This is a genomic window from Microbacterium sp. H37-C3, assembly GCF_027157935.1.
GTDB classification, from domain to species: Bacteria; Actinomycetota; Actinomycetes; order Actinomycetales; family Microbacteriaceae; genus Microbacterium; species Microbacterium plantarum.
Window position 1 is genome coordinate 510,266 of the sequence record NZ_JAPVLR010000002.1, and the last position, 17,001, is coordinate 527,266.

Genomic DNA, 17,001 nt, shown 5'->3' on the forward strand with positions numbered 1-17,001 from the left:
TCATAGCGCATCGACGTCCCAGCGCAACCCCGGTGCGCAAGATGCGGGAAATCGGGTTCGGTGGTGCTATGACAGCTCTTCCTCGAGCACCTCTCGCCCGCGGCGCCGGAATGCTGCTCCGCGGGTTCTTCGGCGCTCTGCTGGTTCTGCGTCGACCGCGTCCGATCCACGTGCGCGGCACGATGCTGACGGGCACGGTCCGCTGGGTCGGGCCCGAGCGCCGGTCGGGCATCTCGTGGATCGACGAGCCGCCGCAGCCGGGTGAGGCGAGGGTCGTCGCCCGACTGTCGCGTTCCGTGGGGCTGCCGGACGCCCTGCCCGATATCTTCGGGCTCGCTCTGCGCCTCTCGGGCGAATCCGCATCACCGGAGGTCGACGCCGGCGACATCGAGTTCGCCTCGACAGGACGGGGCGTGCCGCTGCGCTACGCGCTGCTGCCCCTGCGCCGGCCCGAGCGCGCACGCTTCGGCATCCTGCTGCCCTACCGCGGTCGTCGCGGTCCGGTGCTGCTCTCGGCGACGACCGTGGACGGCAGCCCGGATGCCGCGGACTGGCGGCTCGTGCTCTCGTTCGCCTCACCGCTCGGCCCGTGGCGTCCGTTCGCGCTCGTGCGGCTGACCCGCGCCGCATGGCCGGGTGAGCAGCCCCGATTCGACGCCGGGCGGCGGGTGCTGCCCGGTGCGCGGGTCTACCCCTGGGTGCGCGCCCTGCGCCAGCCGTCCTACGACCGTGTGCAGCGGCGCGGGCTGCAGCCCGCCGACGACGCGCCTTCCACACCGGAAGCGCCGGCGCAACCGGCGTGCACGGTCGCAGCGGGCGCGATGGACTGAGCCGGTGCAGCCCGATGAGATCGCCCGTGTCGCCCGAGAGTCCTTCGGCATCGAGGAGCTGCGCCCGCAGCAGCTCGATGCCATCGAGGCGGCGGTCGCCGGGCGAGACGTGCTGGTCGTCTGGGCGACGGGTGCGGGCAAGTCTGTCGTCTACCAGGTCGCTGCGGCTCTCCGGCCCGGCCTGACCGCGATCGTCTCGCCCCTCATCGCGCTGCAGGAGGACCAGCTCGCGCGCATCGAGGAGGCGCCCGATGCGCCCGACGGCGTCGCCCTGAACTCGAGCCGGGGCGTGCGCGCCCAGCGCGAGGCCTGGGACGCGATCCGGTCGGGAGAGGCCTCTTACGTCCTGCTCGCGCCCGAACAGCTCGCGAAAGACGACGTCGTCGCCGAGCTCGCCGAGGCCGGGGTCTCGCTGCTGGTCGTGGACGAGGCGCACTGCATCGCAGCCTGGGGGCACGACTTCCGCCCGGACTACCTGATGCTCGGCGAGGTCTCCGAGCGTCTGGGGCGGCCGCCGATTCTCGCGATGACGGCGACGGCCACCAGCCCCGTCCGCACCGAGATCATCGAGCGGCTCGGCATGGACGACCCGGCCATCCTCGTGGGTGATGTCGACCGGCCGAACATCGAGCTGAACGTCCGCCGTCACTCCGAGAAGTCGGGCAAGCGCGACGCCGTGATCGACGAGGTGGCCGGGCTGCCCAAGCCCGGGCTGCTGTACACCGCTACCCGGCGGGGCGCCGAGGAGTACGCGGGGGCGCTGCAGGACCGCGGCATCGACGCCGTCGCCTATCACGCCGGTCTGTCATCGAAGGAGCGAAACGGGGTGCACGAGGCGTTCCACGATGGCGAGGTCGAGGTCGTGGTCGCCACCTCGGCGTTCGGGATGGGGATCGACAAGGCCGACGTGCGCTTCGTCGTCCACGCCGACATCCCCGACTCGATCGACGCCTACTACCAGGAGCTCGGTCGCGCCGGCCGCGACGGCGAGCCCGCGACGGCGACGCTTCACTATCGGCCCGAAGACCTGTCGCTGCGACGTTTCTTCGCGGCGTCGGCACCGAAGCGGGGCGAGCTCAAGAGACTCGTCGACGCCATCGCCGGTGCGACGCGGTCGCGCGCCGAGATCGCCGCGGCCGGCGGGCTGTCGGCCCGTCGCCTGACCGCGCTGCTGACGGTTCTCGTGGATGCGGGCGCGGTGCGGACGAGTCGCGCTGGGGTCGCGCTGCGGCGGGGGATGACCGTGGAGCGCGCCGTCGACGCTGCGTTGGAGAGGTCGGCCGAGCGGGAACGCATCGACGCCTCCCGTATCGAGATGCTCCGCAGCTATGCCGAGACCCGTCGGTGCCGGCGGGCGACGCTGCTCGGGTACTTCGGGCAGGACTACGTCGAGCCGTGCGAGAACTGCGACACGTGCGCGGCATCCGCGAACGACCGTGCGGCGCGCGAGGATACCTCGGAGGAACGGGGTGATCACGCCGACGGTCCCTTCCGCGTCGACGACGTCGTGCGCCACCACGAATGGGGCGAGGGAACGGTCATGGCGGTGGAAGACGACCGCGTCACCGTGTTCTTCGAATCGCAGGGGTACAAGGTACTCGCCACGGAACTCGTCGCCGAGCGCGGTCTGCTCGAACCCGCCTGACCGCCGGTCGCGACTCGCCCCTGGGAGCGGTTACCAGTCTCGTCCCGTTCCGGCCGGTTGCCCGCTGGCGGCTGGTTAGCGTGCAGGTGAGCACGGCGACATGTCGGGCGGTGGCGGCTGAATGGGGGGCGTCACCGCCTCGCATGTCCGGGGCGCTCACGGACTTTCCAGACATCCGTCCCTATGATGAGTCGGTCACCGGGAGTGCCTGCGCGACGCGAAGAGCGTGCACCCGAACGCACTCCTCGCCGGCTCGTCGAGAGGACACCCGTGAGCGCACGTTCCGATGCGAAGGCGTCGCGGCGCCGTCGTCGTCCCGTCGCCCGGCACGGCCAGCTGCGGTCGCCGAACCCGCTGACCCAGATCCTGGCGGTGCTCGGCGTCATGGTCGCCGTCGTGGTCGTGAGCGGTGTCGCCGTCGGCGGCTTCTACGTGTGGAACGCCACGCAGGTCGTGGCCGACGCCGGCGTCTCGATCGGCGACGACGACTCGCAGCTCCCCCCGACGATCGGCGAGATCGAGGGCGGCGTGAACATGCTCGTGGTCGGCACCGACTCGTGCGAGGGCGCGAACGCCGAGCTCTCGTCCGCCTGTCAGGCGAAGGACACCGACGGTGAGCGCAACGATGTGACGATGCTCGTGCACATCAGCGACGAGCCGCGGCGCGTGACCGTCATCTCGTTCCCGCGCGACATGATCGTGCCCATCCCCGCGTGCACCGGCGAGGACGGCACCCAGTACTCGGCGATGAGCGCGCAGATGCTCAACGTCTCGTACATGTACGGCGGTCTCGCGTGCTCCGTCAGCACGATCGAAGAGCTGACCGGGATCGACATCCAATTCGCCGCCGCGACCCGCTGGACCGGCGTCATCAACATGTCCGACGCGATCGGCGGCGTCGACGTCTGCGTGTCGGATGACGTCAACGACTCTCACACGGGGCTGAGCCTGACCAAGGGCAACCACACCCTCCAGGGCACGGAAGCGCTGCAGTTCCTCCGCACGCGGTACGCGATCGGCGACGGATCCGACCTCGGCCGGATCTCGAACCAGCAGCAGTTCATGAGCTCGATGGTGCGCAAGCTGCAGTCCGACGGGGTGCTCGGAAACCCCACGGCGCTGCTCAACCTCGCCACCACCGCCGTCGACCAGGTCGCCAGCGGGCAGATCAAGCTGAGCTCGTCGCTGTCGAGCCCGCTGCGGATGGTGCAGATCGCCCTCGCCATGCGCAGCGTGCCCTACGAGGACATCGTGTTCGTGCAGTACCCCACGGCCTACGTCAACGGCGGATCACGTGTGCAGCCGGTCGAGAGCGCCGCCAAGGTGCTGTTCGACGCGCTCGCCGCGAACCAGCCGGTGCAGCTGAGCGGGTCGACGAGTGACGGCTACGGCACCGAGGTCGTCGGCGAGGCGGCTCCTCCCGCGCCCGCTCCGACCGATTCCGCAGCGCCCGCCGACCCGGCGGCGACGCCGGACGCGCCCGCGACGGACGTGCCCGAGGCGGGCGGACCGGTCGTGCTGCCGGAGTCGGTCACGGGCCAGACGGCGGCGCAGGTCACCTGTACCGTCAGCTCCCGGTGAGCCGGGGTGCTCTCCGGTCCTCGATTCGGAGCCTGAGGCAGTCCGGGCTATGATTGCCGGGTGCATCCGCGCCGTCTCGCGTCGGATGCCGTGGAGACGTCGCATAGTCAGGCCTAGTGCACCACCCTGCTAAGGTGGAGTCCCCTCACGGGGACCGAGGGTTCAAATCCCTCCGTCTCCGCCACGAAAGAAGCCCCGGTCCGCCGGGGCTTCTTCGCGTCGGCTGTATCTCCAGGCGAGGTCTCCTGGCTCCCCGGCCCCCTCCCCGGCCCCGGCCCGGGCGCGCCCTGGGAAGATGGGGGGCATGACTGCTCGACGTACGCTCTTGGTCGGATCCGGCAAGGTCGCCACTCGCCTCGGCGAGAGTCTCGTCGATGCGGGGCAGGAGGTCGTCGCGATCCGGCGGAGCGCCGGCGGCATCCGGCCTGCGTTCACGCCGATCGTCGCCGATCTGGCAGCGCCCCTCGACACGACGTTGCCCGCGGTCGACGCGATGGTCGTCACGCTTCCGCCGGGGGATGACCCCGGCTTCTACCGCGCCGCGCTCGAGCGGATCGCTCGCGCGCTGCCGAAACCGCCCGAGCGCTCCGTCTTCGTGTCGTCGACGCGGGTCTTCGAGGGGTGGGATCCGGAGCGTCCCCTCGACGAGGACGACGAGCCCCGGCCGACGAGCACGCGCGGCGAACAGCTCGTCGACGGCGAACGTGCGGCGCGCGAGATGTTCGACGCGATCGTCGTGCGGCCCGCCGGGATCTACGGGCCCGGACGTGAGCGGCTGATCCGGCAGGTGCTCGCGGGCGAGCCGGTCGACTACGAGCGTCGCACCAACCGCATCCACGAGGTCGACCTCGTGCGCGCGATCGCGCAGCTGCTCGACGCGGACGCGCCGCCCACGCTTCTGCACGGCGTCGACCGGCGACCCGCGACCCTCGGCGAGGTGGTCGAGTTCATCGCGGATCGCTTCGGGGTCGACGCTCCGCCGCGCGCGGAGGTCGACCCCGACGCTGACCGCGGCAAGGTGCTCGACGGCTCGCGCCTCGCGGCGATGCTCGACTTGACGTTCCCGACGTTCGTCGAGGGCTACGGTCGCATGATCGCCGATCGAGGCTGATCGCCGAACCCAGAAGCGGCGATACAGTCGTCGGATCGGAGGTGCTGGTGTCGCCTGCAGCGGGCGCCGAGGCCACATCAGCCCCGCCAGTCCGACGAATGTATCGGCTCAGGCGCGGTGGGCTCAGGCGCGGGGCCGCAGCAGGCCGACGAGCAGCAGGCGCATCGCGGCGACGGGGTCGGTGTCGTCGGTCAGCCAGCGGATCTGGATGCCCTCCCACCCGCTGATCACGAGGTCGGCGAGGGCTCGAGGGTCGTCGTCGGCGTCGAGTCGGCCGCGGGCGCGATCGTCGGCGATGGCCGCGGCGTACGTCTCGGTGACCGCGCGGTAGCGCTCGAGCAGCCACGCGTGCGCCTCGTGCTCGGGGTGCGTCGCCTCGGCCGACACGATCGAGAACATGCGCACGAGCTCGCGCCGGGCGAGGTTGCGCTCGACGATCGCCAGCACGCTCGGGATGAACCCGTCGCGGGCTGCGCGCGCGGGGAAGTCGGTGTCGGCGGCATCCTCCTGCTCGAGGACGGCCGCCAGCAGCGAGACCTTCGTGGGGAAGTGGTGCATCACGGTAGTGAGGCTCAGGTCGAGCTGCTTGGCGATCTGCCGGAGCGACCCGCCGCGGTAGCCGTGGGTGCCGAACACGACCGTCGCCGACGCCACGATCTCCGCACGCCGGGCCGCGCTCTTCGCGTACGGCCCGCGGGGGTGAAGGGCGTTGGATGGCATGACCCGAGCGTAGATCACATCAATCCCGTGCATCTGCACGCATTTGGGTCTACGCTGATCGCATGGCAACGGATGACACGACCTACCGCTGGGTGAAGGACGGGGCGCTCGGCCCGGGACGGATGCGCTACGGCGCCGACTACAACCCGGAGCAGTGGCCGCGCGAGGTGTGGGACGAGGATGTCCGGCTGATGCGCGAGGCGGGCGTCAACATCGTCTCGCTCGGCATCTTCTCGTGGGCGCTGCTCGAGCCGCGCCCGGGCGAGTGGAACTTCGGCTGGCTCGACGAGGTCATCGATCTGCTGCACGCCAACGGTATCGACGTCGACCTCGCGACCGCGACCGCGTCGCCGCCGCCGTGGCTCGCGAAGCGGCATCCCGAGATCCTGCCGCAGACGATCGACGGAACGACCCTCTGGCCGGGGTCGCGTCAGCACTGGCGGCCGACGTCGCCAGTCTTCCGCGAGTACGCGCTGCGGCTGACGCGTGCGCTCGCCGAGCGCTACGCCGATCACCCTGCTCTCGTCGCCTGGCACATCTCGAACGAGCTCGGCTGCCACAACCTCTACGACTTCTCGGATGACGCCGCCCGGGCCTTCCGGGTGTGGCTGCAGGCGCGCTACACGACCCTCGACGCGCTCAACGAGGCCTGGGGCACGGCGTTCTGGTCGCAGCACTACGAGGAGTGGGACGAGATCTTGCCCCCGCGTGCCGCGCCGACGCAGCGCAACCCCGGACAGCAGCTCGATTTCGAGCGCTTCTCGTCGGATGCCGTGCGCGACCACCTGCGCGCCGAGAATGCGGTGCTCGCCGAGGTGACGCCCGGCATCCCGCGCACGACGAACTTCATGGTCGCCCAGAACGTCCGCGACATCGACTACCCCTCGTGGGTCGGCGACGTCGACTTCGTGTCGAACGACCACTACCTGCGCCCGGGCGAGCTCGGGCGCGACGACCTGTCGTTCTGGTCGAACCTCACGGGCAACATCGCCGGCGGCCGGCCGTGGTTCCTCATGGAGCACGCGCCGAGCGCGGTGAACTGGCGCGCCGTGAATCCGCCCAAGCGGCCCGGCGAGCTGGTCCGCGACGCCCTGACCCATGTCGGGCACGGGGCAGACGCTGTCTGCTACTTCCAGTGGCGGCAGTCCCGCGCCGGGGGTGAGCGCTACCACTCCGGCATGGTCCCGCACGCCGGCGCCGAGAGCCGGGTGTTCCGCGATGTGGTCGACCTCGGCTCGCAGCTGCGCGACCTGGCGCCGGTCACCGGCAGCCGGCGCGAACGGGCGCGCGTGGCGCTGGTGTTCGACTACGAGTCGTGGTGGGTCAGCGGACGCGACTCGCACCCCTCCGAGTCGCCCGCCTACGACGACGAGACGCTGCTGTGGTACCGAGCGCTCCTCGACCTCGGCGTGCGCGTCGACGTCGTGCCCGTCGCGGCCGACCTCGGTGACTACGAGGTGGTCGTCGCGCCGATGCTCCACGTTGTGCCGGCGGCGCTGCGCGAGCGCCTGACCGCCTTCGTCACCGGTGGGGGTCACCTCGTGACGACCTACTTCTCGGGCGTGGTCGACGAGAACGACCGGGTGTGGCTCGGCGGTTACCCGGGCGCGCTGCGCGAGCTGCTCGGCATCACGATCGACGAGTTCGTGCCGATGCTGCCGGGGGAGACGGCATCCCTCGCCTCCGGCACGGTCGTCCGCGGCTGGAGCGAGCGCATCGCGCGCGTCGAACCGGATGTCGAGGTGCTCGACACCTACGCCGGAGGCGACCTCGACGGCGCCCCGGCCGTGACCCGACGCCGAAGCGGCCAGGGCAGCGGAGGCAGCGCGACGTACGTGTCGGCTGCGATCGGTCGCGCCGGTGCCGCGGACGTCGTGCGGCGCCTGGCCGGCGACATCCCGGCGCTCGCGGCAGACCCCCTCGCGGCCGACGGCGACGTCGACGTGATCATCCGCCGCCACGAGGGTGGGCGCTTCGTGTTCCTCGCGAACCGCACCGACGCCGAGGTGGTGGTGGCCGCAGCGGGCGACCTGATCGCGGGTGCCGCCGAGCGAGGTTCCGCGGATGCCGTCGCGATCGCCCCGCGCGGTGTCGCGGTGCTCGCGCAGGAGGGCTGAGCCGCGCGACAATGACCGCATGACCGACACGGACGGCACGCTGGCGTGGCTTCTGGACACCGACCCGTCGCTGCGCTGGCAGGTGGAGCGTGATCTCGCCGACGCTCCGCCATCCGTGTGGCAGGCCACGCGGGCTCGCGTCGCGACAGAGGGCAACGGCGCACGCCTCCTGCGGGAGCAGGGCGACGACGGTCAGTGGGAGGGCGGCGCGTACTTCCCCGCGGGGTTCTTCGACAGCCCGGAGGCCCGCGCGCCGGGACAGCCCTGGACGGCGACCACCTGGACCCTGAAGGATCTGCGGGAGTGGGGTCTGGACGCCGCCGTCCTCGGCGACACCGCGGAACGGCTCCGGCGCAACAGCCGGTGGGAATACGACGACCTGCCGTACTGGGACGGCGAGATCGACGTCTGCATCAATTCCTTCACGCTCGCGACGGGCGCCTGGCTCGGCGTCGACATGAGCGGCCTGGCGCGGTGGTTCCGCGAGCATCAGCTCGCCGATGGCGGGTGGAACTGCGAGGCGGAGGAAGGACGATCGGTGCGCGGGTCGTTCCACTCGACGCTCAACGCTCTGCGCGGCATGCTCGCGTGGGAGCAGATCACGGGCGACCCGGCCCTCCGCGAGAGCCGGCACCGCGGGGAGGAGTATCTGCTTTCGCGCCGGCTCGCCTTCCGTGCCTCGACCAGCGCGCCCGTCGGCGACTTCGTGACGGAGTTCGTCTACCCCAATCGCCACCGCTACAGCGCGCTCGCCGCCCTCGATCATTTCCGTGCGGCCGCGCTTCTCGAAAACGCCGCACCCGACCCGCGGCTGGCGGAGGCGATCGACATGGTCCGGAACGCTCGCGCCGCCGACGGGACATGGCATCAGGGCGAGCCGCTGGCGGGACGCGTCTGGTTCGACATCGATGCCGCCGCGGGCGAGCCGTCGCCCTGGCTGACGATGATCGCCCTGCGCGTGCTGCGGTGGTGGGATGCGCGCCGCCCGCTACCCGGCGGAGTGAGCCCGGGTCAGCCCCAGCCGCCGAGGTAGGCGGCGAGATCGGGCTCGTCGGTGACGGCGTGGATCGCTCGCGTCGTCACCGACGCCGTCGGGAAGAGATCCCCGCGGCGCCAGCGGTCGCTCCGCGCGCGGGCGCGCACCGAGATGACCCGCAGGAGGGGCTCGCTGTCGGGGGAGCACAGGGTCAGCTCACCGAGGCCTTCGCCGTCGACGCGAGCCAGTGCGGCGGTGAGGACGTCGTCGTCGCCGTCGATGCGGACCGGGCGGAGCAGCTCGATGATGATCCGGACGCGATCGAACGCGGGACCCGGCTCGGTTTCCTCCGGAAGCACGGCGGCGCGCCCCGCAGCCGGCCCCAGAGCCGCCAGCGCGCTGTCGAGAGCGAGGAACCGCTGCCCGTCGCTCCCGCGCGGCGGCGCGATGATCGCGATGTCGGGGTGGGTGGGCCGCAGACCCCGGCCGGCGGAACCGGCGACGGGGATGAGGTCGCTGAGCCGGATGGTCTCCGCGTTGCGGCGCGCCACCGCGCCTTCATCGCGTCCGGCGGCATCCGGTCCGTCGTGCCACGCCACGGCTGCGGGCACGTGGGCGAGCAGCGCGCCATGCAGCCACGCGCGGTAGGCCCATTCCCAGTCCTCCCCGCCGTACGACGTGAACGACTCGTCGAAGCCTCCCGTCGCGTCGAACAGCACCCGCGAGCACGCGATGACGGCCCCGATGACGTGGCGATAGCTGCGGTCGTCAGCGCGGAGCAGGTTCGCGGTTCGGCGATACTCCGCCGCGAGCCATTCCGGCTCGGGCAGGGCCGTGCGCGCCGCCTCTTCGGCGAGCCGGGCGGCGTCGACGCCGCGCAGGTCTGCGTGCCGGCGCCGCCCGACCGTGACGCAGTCCGGCGCGAGTGCGGGCAGCCGGGTCAGCTCTCGGATGAAGGCGGGCTCGGGGGCCGTGTCGGCATCGAGGAACACGAGCACGTCGCCGCGTGCCGCGGTCGCTCCGAGGTTGCGGACGGCCGCGAGCCGGAAACCCCGGTCCGCGTGGCGGACGAGCTCGACCCCGTCCGGAACGGCGGGCGGTTCGGGCGAGCCGTCGTCGGCGACGATGATCTGCAGCCGGTCAGCCGCGTGATCCTGTGCTCGCAGCGCGGCGAGCGTCCGAGCGAGCTGTTCGGGCTGGCGGTAGTGGGCGACGATCACCGAGACGGTCGGCGGCTGTTCGGGCCATCGGCCGTCGAGAAGGTCCCACCGGTTGCCGGGTAGGGCTTCGCCGGGCAGTGGGCCCGAGCTCATCGCGACATCCCGCGCCACCAGTTCAGGTACGCCCCGGCGACGTCGGCCAGGTCGGGACGCAGGGGATGCCCGGGGACCAGACGAGTCGAGGCCGGGTCCTCCCACGCCTCGGCGAGGCGGCCGGTCAGCTCCGCCGGGTCGAAGAGAACCGTCGTTCCGGGTCGCAGGTCGTCCATCTCGTCGCTGTAGCGCGACCGGACGACGAGCGGACGACGTCCGGCCTCGATCCAGTCGAGCATCGATCGCGACGCCGACACGTGCTCGTGCGCGGCGACCGGGATGCCGGGCTCGCGCAGCCGCCGGGCGAACTCGGCGTCGTCGAGGAATCCGGTGATCTCGAAGCGGCCGCCGAGGTCGGCGGCCAAGCGCTGGAGCGTCGCGACGTCGCCCTCGTGGCCCGGCGAGGCGGCACCCAGAGCGCGGACGACCGCTTCGCCGACCGGTCGGCCCGACGCACGCAGCGCGTTCACTGCCGCGGTAGCGGCGCGCAGGGCCGGCTCGTGCCCCTTTCCGGGGTACACGAACCCCGCGATGAGCACGATGAGGTCGGCGGTGGCGCCGGGTCGGTCCGGGGCGTCGGCGGGACCCGGCTCAGGAGCGCGGGCGAGCCGGGTTCCGAGCGGGATCACCTCGGGCCGCAGGTCGTCGCCGAGGTGCTCCGACACGAGCAGCCGCTCGTGCTCGCTGTTGACGGCCACGGCGTCGGCGGCGGCGAAGAAACGGCGATAGGCGGCGACCCGGCGGTCGTATTTCGTGCCGTCTGACGGCTGCGGCAGATCGTGCAGTGTCAGAGTCAGCCGGCAGGCGCGCGAGAGCGTTTCGACCGCGTCGGCGGCATCCTCCAGGCTCGCTCCGAGCAGGCGGTCGGTCGCATGCAGATGCACGGGCTCGCCGGGAGCGACCGCTGTCAGCGCGGCGCTGAGGTCGGTCACGGCGGCGGCGCGCGCGGCCGGGTCGAGACGGTGCGCGGCGGCGGCGACGTCGGAGCCGTAGTCGGTCACTCCGTGTCCGGCAGGACCCCAGACGAGGCACAGGGGAGGGGTGTCGACGGGCATCCGGTCATCGTTACCGGTCACCTGTGGTTCGCGCAAGTGCGAGGCGCCGGGCGTCCCGCTCGGCTAGCGTCCGACTCGGATCGCCCCCGTTTCGGCGGTTTCAGCAAGGAGGACCGTGACCATCGTCACCGCCAGTGCGCCCCTGGACGAGATGTCCGGTGCGCCCGACGTGCGCGTCGTCGCGGTGCCCGCCGGGCATCCCTACGTGCAGCGTGTCACGCACGCCGCGGGCATCGAGCTCCTGCCCGACCCGCCGGTGGCTGGCGCGGCCGAGGGCGTGTGGTGGCCCCCCGTCGCCCTCGACCCCGACTGGATTCGTCAGCACGCCGATCGTGCCGACATCCTGCACGTGCACTTCGGCACCGAGTCTTTCCCCGCGGGCCACCTCACGGCGTGCATCGACGCGGCCCATGCCGCCGGTTGGGCTGTCGTCTTCACCGTCCACGATCTGACTCACCCCCAGCTCGCGGAGCAGGGTCCGTACGCCGCCCAGCTCGACGAGCTCATTCCGCGCGTCGACGCTCTCGTGACGCTCACCGCAGGCGCTGCAGCCGAGGTGCACGAGCGCTGGGGACGCGAGGCGGTCGTGCTGCCGCATCCCGCCATCCTGCGCGAGGGCGAGACCCCGTCGGTCGTCGCGGTGGGCGAAGAGCTGCGGATCGGGATGCATCTGAAGGACCTTCGCCCCGGCACCGATGGGCCGACCAGCGCGCGAACGCTGATCGCCGCGGTCGAGCGCCTCCGCGACGAGGGGCATCACGCTGTCGCGGAGATCCGCATGCACCGGTCGGTCCGCGATCACGACGCCCGCGACGAGGTGCGGGCGGCCGTGGCCGGCCACCCCTACGCGGTCCTCGTCGAGCAGGGCCGACTTCCCGACGCCGCTCTGAACACGGCGCTCGGCGGACTCGACGTCTGCGTGCTGCCCTACCGGTTCGGCAGCCATTCCGGCTGGCTCGAGCTCTGCTGGGACCTCGGCGTGCCCGTCGCCGTCCCCGATGTCGGCCACTTCGCCGATCAGCATGACGACGACTCGATCGCGCGCTTCCACCCGGGCGATGTGAAGACGCTCGCCGCTGCGTTGCGCACGCTGCTGTCGGGCGACGAGGCGGCCCGTCCCGGTTCGGTCGCGCGGGCCGATCTCATCGAAGCGCGTCGCGACAGTCGTCGCGAGCAGGATGCCGGGACGGCGCAAGCGCATGCCGCGCTGTACCGCCGTCTTCGCAGCGAGCGTGCCTCGTGACGGGGCGTCCGCTGCGCATCGCCGTCATCGCGCCGCTCCGGTTTCCGATCCGGAGGCCTCACGCCGGCGGGCTCGAGGCCGCCGTGTGGTCGGAGGTCGAGGCTTTGCGCGCCCGAGGCCACGAGGTGACCGTCGTCGCGGTGACCGGGTCGGACCACGTCGAGCCCGGCAGCCTCTGGGAGATGCCCGAGCTGGGCTGGGACGCCGACGCGGTGCGCACCGACAAGACGTACCCGCCCGCCTACGAAACCCTCAGCGTGCCGATGCTCCGGCGCGCCCTCGAGACGATCGGCGCGCGGGCCGCGGACTTCGACGTGATCTCGAACCACTGCCTGCACGCCCTCCCGCTGCAGCTCGCACCGCAGCTGGACGTGCCGATGGTGACGACCCTGCACACGCCCGTCGACGATGACTTCGTGCGGGCCCACCGTGCCGCGGCGGGCCGGGGCAGCACGTTCCTCTCGGTCAGCGAGCACACGCGTCGGGAGTGGCAGCACGCGGGTGTCGCCTCGACCCTGCTGGCCAACGGCGTCGACCCTCGCGTCTGGACCGCCGGGCCGGGCGGCGACGACCTCGTCTGGTTCGGCCGCATCGTTCCCGAGAAGGCCCCGCACCTGGCCGTGGCCGTCGCCCGATCGCTCGGGCGACGGCTCACGATCGCCGGTCGTGTCGGCGACCGCGCGTACGCCGACGACGTGCTCGGCCCGCTGCTCGGCGACGACGTCACGCTGGCCGGCGAGCTCACCCCTCACGAACTCGCCGCGCTCGTCGGTCGGTCGGCCGTCGCGCTCGCGACTCCCGCGTGGGCCGAGCCGTTCGGGCTCGTCGGTCCGGAAGCGCTCATGTGCGGGACGCCGGTGGTCGGCTTCGCGGTGGGCGGCGTGCCCGAGATCGCGGCGGCCAGCGTCGGGATGCATCTCGTGGCCGCCGGAGACGTCGCCGCGATGGCGGATGCCGTGGCGGAGATGTGGCCGCAGGCGCGTGATCCGCGCTTCCGCCGCGCGGTTCGCGCGCGGGCGGTGGAGCGATTCTCTCTCGACGCGCGCATGAGCGCCCTCGAGGAGATCTTCGCGTCGCTGAGCACCCGCGCGGCGCCCGCCGAGCTGCCGGCATGACGGGGCGCATCGGCTGGTACGTGCACCATCATGGTCGCGGCCACCTGACCCGTATGCTCGCCATCGCGCCCCACCTCGATTCCGACGTCGTCTGTTTCAGCTCGATGCCCGCTCCCGCCGAGCTGCCCGCGAACGTCTCGTGGGTCGAGCTCTCCCGCGATGACGTGCCCGCACCGGCCGTCCCCGCCGATGACCCGACGGCGGGCGGCCTGCTCCACTGGGCTCCGTTGCACCACGTCGGCCACCGTTCGCGGCTCGCGGTCATCGCCGCAGCGGTCGGGGCGGGCGACATCGACGCGTTCGTCGTCGACGTCTCGGCCGAGGTGACGTTGTTCGTCCGGCTCCTCGGCGTGCCCGTGGTGATCATCACGCAGCCCGGTGACCGCACGGACGAGCCGCACCGGCTGGCTTATGCCGCGGCGCGGCGGGTCATCGCGCCCTGGCCGGAGGAGATCTATGCTCCCGAGCACCTGACCTCGCTTGGTGACCGCGTCGCGTTCGTCGGCGGGATCTCGCGGTTCGCCGGTCGTCGTCGGCCCGCGCAGCCGCGCGGCGACGAGGTCGTCCTGCTCGGCGGCGGCGGTGGCGCCGACGTCTCGGCCGACGACATCGCGGCCGCGGAGCGCGCGTCGGGGCGTCCGTGGCGTGTGCTCGGCGCCGGTTCCGGAGCGTGGGCCGCCGACCCCTGGGATGCGTTGACGACGGCAGCCGTCGTCGTGTCGTGGTGCGGTCAGAACGCGGTCGCCGATCTCGCCGCCGCGGGCGCACCTGCGATCGTCATCCCGCAGGAACGTCCGTTCTCCGAGCAGCGGGCGACCGCCCTGGCGCTCGGGCGGTCGGGCCTCGCCGTCGCCGTGCCCCGGTGGCCCGAGCCGGCGCGCTGGCGGGATCTGCTCGACCAGGCCTCGGCCTGCGGCGAGGGATGGACCGCGTGGCGCGCCGACGGAGCGGCGCAGCGCGCGGCCGACATCATCCGTGCCGAGGCGGCGGCGGGAGCCGGTGCATGAGCGACATGGCGATCGTGACGCTCTGCTCGGCACCGCGCCTCGAGCACCTGCGCAATCAGCTGCGCGCGACGGCGGGTGTGCCGCGGGTCGTCGTGTGGATCGGCGACGACGATGCGCCCCTCCTCGACGCCGAGTCCGTGGTGCGCGTTCCCCCCGGGGCGGCCGGTCTCCGGCTCGCGGCGGCGCGAAACGCCGGCGCCCGTGCGGCCGAGGCGCTCGGGGCGCGCCTGCTCGTCTTTCTCGACGCCGATTGCATCCCCGGGCCCGAGCTCGTCGATCGCTACCGGGATGCGGCGAGCCAGCACCCCGATGCGGTCCTGTGCGGGCCGGTGACGTATTTGCCCGCGGGGGCGGCGCTCGACGCGGCATCCCTCCGCGCGGCCACCGCGCCCCACGCCGCCCGCCCGGCTCCGCCCGCCGGCACCCTGCAGCGCGCCGACCCCGCCGACTACCCGCTGTTCTGGTCGCTCTCGTTCGCGACCACGACGGCCGTATGGCAGGCCGTCGGCGGGTTCGACGAGCGATACGAGGGTTACGGCGGAGAAGACACCGACTTCGCGTTCTCCCTGCGTCGCGCCGGCGTCCCGATGGTCTGGGTCGGCGGCGCCGACGCGTATCACCAGCATCACGAGACCTCGTCGCCGCCCTGGCAGCACCTCGACGACATCCTGCGCAACGGCGCCCTCTTCGCTGAGAAGTGGGGCGAGTGGCCTATGACGGGCTGGCTGGAGGCTTTCGAACGAGCCGGAGCGATCACCCGCCAGGGCGACGGCTGGCGTCGAGTCGCGGGCTGACCGCGCCGACGAGCAACTCCGTCGCGGCGGCGATCAGGTCGCGGGCGACGGGGTCGGGGGCGAAGTCGGCGACCTGCGCGCGCCCATGCTCTGCGAGCGTCCGTGCCCAGGCAGGATGCCGCACGGCGACGCTGATCGCGGCGGCGAGACGTTCCGGGTCGGCGGGCGGGACGCTCTGGCTGTCCTGACCGTCGGTGCAGAAGTCGTCGTACCCGCTGCCGGAGGTCACGACGAGGGGAGTGCCGATCGCCTTGACCTCGAGGGCGACGTTGCCGAAGCCTTCCCAGCGGGAGGGGCAGATGACGACATCCGCTCGTGAGATCGCTCCGTAGAGCTCCTCGCCCGGCATGTGCCCGAGCCAGATCACGCGGTCGCGCGCCGTCGGCGGCAGCATCTCGAGGAGTGCGGCGCGCGTCGGCTCGTACCGGGCATCCCCACCCGCGCCGGCGAGGACGAGGCGGGCGCCCGGCACGTCGTCATGCACGAGCCGGAACGCCGCGAAAGCGTCCTCGACGCCCTTCCGTCGCTCGGAACGGCCGAGGAAGAGCACGACCGGCGCGTCATCGTCGGGCCAGCCGTCGGGTGCGGCCGCGCGCGTCGCTGCTGCCGCGACCGCGGCGACGTCGATGCAGTTGCGGACGACGCGAGCCGGCGGCAGGCCCGGGTACAGGTCGCTGGTGCGCTCGAGCATCGCCCGCGAGATGGCGATGAGACCGGCGGACCGGTACAGCTGACGCCGTTCCGCCGACGCCTGCCGCAGGCGGGCGAGCCGCTGCCCGATCGGCAGGTCTCCCGGCGTGAGCCCGGACACTTGGTCGGCGAGGCGGACGCCGGTCGCCAGATTCGTCAGCAGGGGTGCCGTGCGGGGGAGCGGCGCGGCCAGGCCGCCCCACTCGGGAGCGAAGACGACGTCATGGTGATGAGCGCGGTAGGCGCGACGCACGCCGCCGTCGACCAGCCTGACCCCGTCGCCCGGGTCGTCGGACACGAGATCGTCCCTCGTCTCGAGCGCGAGGTCGACGGCGACCCCCTGGCGAGCCAGGGCCGGGAGCAGCGCGGCGTAGTGGCGACCGATCCCGCCGGTGTAGGCGGTGACGCCGGCGTACTCGGGAGTCGCGACGAGCCAGCGCGTTCCGGTCCGCGAGGTGAGCAGGCCGGTCATGGGGAATCGAGCGGCAGCGTGCCGAGGGAGAGTCCCGTGACCGCAGCGGCCTCGGTGAGCATCGCCCGCACCCGCCGCGGATCGGTGGCGACGGGATGCGGCGACGCGAAGTCGAATCGGAGCGGGATCGAGCGCTCGAGCCACAGCGTGCTGCGCCCCTGTCCGTCGCCGTGTCTCCAGCTCACCGTGAATCCTTCGCCCGCGCCGAGCTTGGCGGCGACCACGACCTGCAGGTGGGCGAGGATGTCGTCGGGCATGGCGACGGGGATGAGGCCCGACCCGTATCGCAGTTCTCCCATCGCGGCGCTCTCCCCTCGTGCCACGACAGGGTG

General features: G+C 72.5%; 15 protein-coding genes and 1 tRNA gene. 11 read left to right on the forward strand and 5 right to left on the reverse strand.

Features of this window, described 5'->3' with window-relative positions:
- Positions 1–68: 68 nt before the first annotated feature.
- The 5 genes from O1W71_RS07390 to O1W71_RS07410 all read left to right on the forward strand — a co-directional run bounded on the left by O1W71_RS07390 (position 69) and on the right by O1W71_RS07410 (position 5,167).
- Complete coding sequence (locus O1W71_RS07390; RefSeq protein ID WP_269267213.1) at positions 69–830, forward strand: hypothetical protein; 762 nt, start codon at positions 69–71, stop codon at positions 828–830.
- 4 nt (positions 831–834) lie between these two features.
- Positions 835–2,475, forward strand: coding sequence for a RecQ family ATP-dependent DNA helicase (locus O1W71_RS07395; protein ID WP_269267214.1), 1,641 nt, complete (start codon positions 835–837; stop codon positions 2,473–2,475).
- 270 nt (positions 2,476–2,745) lie between these two features.
- A complete protein-coding gene (locus O1W71_RS07400; RefSeq protein ID WP_269267215.1) occupies positions 2,746–4,056 on the forward strand; it encodes an LCP family protein in 1,311 nt (436 codons plus the stop codon).
- A 92-nt stretch (positions 4,057–4,148) separates the two neighbouring features.
- Positions 4,149–4,240 (forward strand) — tRNA-Ser (locus tag O1W71_RS07405).
- A gap of 120 nt (positions 4,241–4,360) precedes the next feature.
- Complete coding sequence (locus O1W71_RS07410) at positions 4,361–5,167, forward strand: sugar nucleotide-binding protein (protein WP_269267216.1); 807 nt, start codon at positions 4,361–4,363, stop codon at positions 5,165–5,167.
- 123 nt (positions 5,168–5,290) lie between these two features.
- Here the strand turns inward: O1W71_RS07410 and O1W71_RS07415 are convergent, their stop codons facing one another.
- Positions 5,291–5,887 (reverse strand): TetR/AcrR family transcriptional regulator, encoded by a 597-nt coding sequence (locus O1W71_RS07415; protein ID WP_269267217.1) that lies wholly within the window; start codon positions 5,885–5,887, stop codon positions 5,291–5,293.
- 62 nt (positions 5,888–5,949) lie between these two features.
- Here O1W71_RS07415 and O1W71_RS07420 point away from each other — a divergent pair, with 62 nt between their 5' ends.
- Together O1W71_RS07420 and O1W71_RS07425 are read left to right on the forward strand one after the other, a co-directional pair.
- Complete coding sequence (locus tag O1W71_RS07420; RefSeq protein ID WP_269267218.1) at positions 5,950–8,004, forward strand: beta-galactosidase; 2,055 nt, start codon at positions 5,950–5,952, stop codon at positions 8,002–8,004.
- 19 nt (positions 8,005–8,023) lie between these two features.
- Positions 8,024–9,037, forward strand: coding sequence for a squalene cyclase (locus tag O1W71_RS07425; protein ID WP_269267219.1), 1,014 nt, complete (start codon positions 8,024–8,026; stop codon positions 9,035–9,037).
- Here the strand turns inward: O1W71_RS07425 and O1W71_RS07430 are convergent.
- A complete protein-coding gene (locus O1W71_RS07430; protein WP_269267220.1) occupies positions 9,016–10,293 on the reverse strand; it encodes a glycosyltransferase family 2 protein in 1,278 nt (425 codons plus the stop codon). The two genes, O1W71_RS07425 and O1W71_RS07430, sit on opposite strands and share 22 nt — an antisense overlap.
- Positions 10,290–11,348: a hypothetical protein gene (locus O1W71_RS07435; protein WP_269267221.1), complete on the reverse strand. Its 1,059-nt coding sequence runs from the start codon at positions 11,346–11,348 to the stop codon at positions 10,290–10,292. The genes O1W71_RS07430 and O1W71_RS07435 overlap by 4 nt, the downstream gene beginning before the upstream one ends.
- A 115-nt stretch (positions 11,349–11,463) precedes the next feature.
- Here O1W71_RS07435 and O1W71_RS07440 point away from each other — a divergent pair, with 115 nt between their 5' ends.
- From O1W71_RS07440 to O1W71_RS07455, 4 genes are read left to right on the forward strand one after another with little or no spacing between them, the layout of a single operon-like run.
- Positions 11,464–12,591, forward strand: coding sequence for a glycosyltransferase (locus O1W71_RS07440; RefSeq protein ID WP_269267222.1), 1,128 nt, complete (start codon positions 11,464–11,466; stop codon positions 12,589–12,591).
- The gene (locus tag O1W71_RS07445; protein WP_269267223.1) at positions 12,588–13,706 is read left to right on the forward strand and encodes a glycosyltransferase; all 1,119 of its coding nucleotides are present in this window, start codon (positions 12,588–12,590) and stop codon (positions 13,704–13,706) included. The genes O1W71_RS07440 and O1W71_RS07445 overlap by 4 nt, the downstream gene beginning before the upstream one ends.
- Positions 13,703–14,713, forward strand: a complete 1,011-nt coding sequence (locus tag O1W71_RS07450) for a glycosyltransferase (protein ID WP_269267224.1) — start codon at positions 13,703–13,705, stop codon at positions 14,711–14,713. The genes O1W71_RS07445 and O1W71_RS07450 overlap by 4 nt, the downstream gene beginning before the upstream one ends.
- Positions 14,710–15,507, forward strand: a complete 798-nt coding sequence (locus O1W71_RS07455; protein WP_269267225.1) for a glycosyltransferase family 2 protein — start codon at positions 14,710–14,712, stop codon at positions 15,505–15,507. Before O1W71_RS07450 ends, O1W71_RS07455 begins: the two co-directional genes overlap by 4 nt.
- On the opposite strand, the gene O1W71_RS07460 is transcribed toward O1W71_RS07455, so the two are convergent.
- Both O1W71_RS07460 and O1W71_RS07465 read right to left on the reverse strand, forming a co-directional pair.
- Complete coding sequence (locus tag O1W71_RS07460; RefSeq protein WP_269267226.1) at positions 15,467–16,669, reverse strand: glycosyltransferase family 4 protein; 1,203 nt, start codon at positions 16,667–16,669, stop codon at positions 15,467–15,469. The two genes, O1W71_RS07455 and O1W71_RS07460, sit on opposite strands and share 41 nt — an antisense overlap.
- Positions 16,666–16,968, reverse strand: a complete 303-nt coding sequence (locus O1W71_RS07465; protein ID WP_269267227.1) for a DUF7882 family protein — start codon at positions 16,966–16,968, stop codon at positions 16,666–16,668. Before O1W71_RS07465 ends, O1W71_RS07460 begins: the two co-directional genes overlap by 4 nt.
- Between the last annotated feature and the right edge of the window lie 33 nt (positions 16,969–17,001).

Excerpts from the sequence above, each read along its gene's own strand:
- O1W71_RS07420 (WP_269267218.1), top strand. The coding sequence starts at position 5,950 with ATGGCAACGGATGACACGACCTACCGCTGGGTGAAGGACGGGGCGCTC.
- O1W71_RS07435 (WP_269267221.1), bottom strand. The coding sequence starts at position 11,348 with ATGCCCGTCGACACCCCTCCCCTGTGCCTCGTCTGGGGTCCTGCCGGA.
- O1W71_RS07430 (WP_269267220.1), bottom strand. The coding sequence starts at position 10,293 with ATGAGCTCGGGCCCACTGCCCGGCGAAGCCCTACCCGGCAACCGGTGG.
- O1W71_RS07410 (WP_269267216.1), top strand. The coding sequence starts at position 4,361 with ATGACTGCTCGACGTACGCTCTTGGTCGGATCCGGCAAGGTCGCCACT.
- O1W71_RS07425 (WP_269267219.1), top strand. The coding sequence starts at position 8,024 with ATGACCGACACGGACGGCACGCTGGCGTGGCTTCTGGACACCGACCCG.
- O1W71_RS07455 (WP_269267225.1), top strand. The coding sequence starts at position 14,710 with ATGAGCGACATGGCGATCGTGACGCTCTGCTCGGCACCGCGCCTCGAG.
- O1W71_RS07460 (WP_269267226.1), bottom strand. The coding sequence starts at position 16,669 with ATGACCGGCCTGCTCACCTCGCGGACCGGAACGCGCTGGCTCGTCGCG.
- O1W71_RS07450 (WP_269267224.1), top strand. The coding sequence starts at position 13,703 with ATGACGGGGCGCATCGGCTGGTACGTGCACCATCATGGTCGCGGCCAC.
- O1W71_RS07390 (WP_269267213.1), top strand. The coding sequence starts at position 69 with ATGACAGCTCTTCCTCGAGCACCTCTCGCCCGCGGCGCCGGAATGCTG.
- O1W71_RS07415 (WP_269267217.1), bottom strand. The coding sequence starts at position 5,887 with ATGCCATCCAACGCCCTTCACCCCCGCGGGCCGTACGCGAAGAGCGCG.
- O1W71_RS07465 (WP_269267227.1), bottom strand. The coding sequence starts at position 16,968 with ATGGGAGAACTGCGATACGGGTCGGGCCTCATCCCCGTCGCCATGCCC.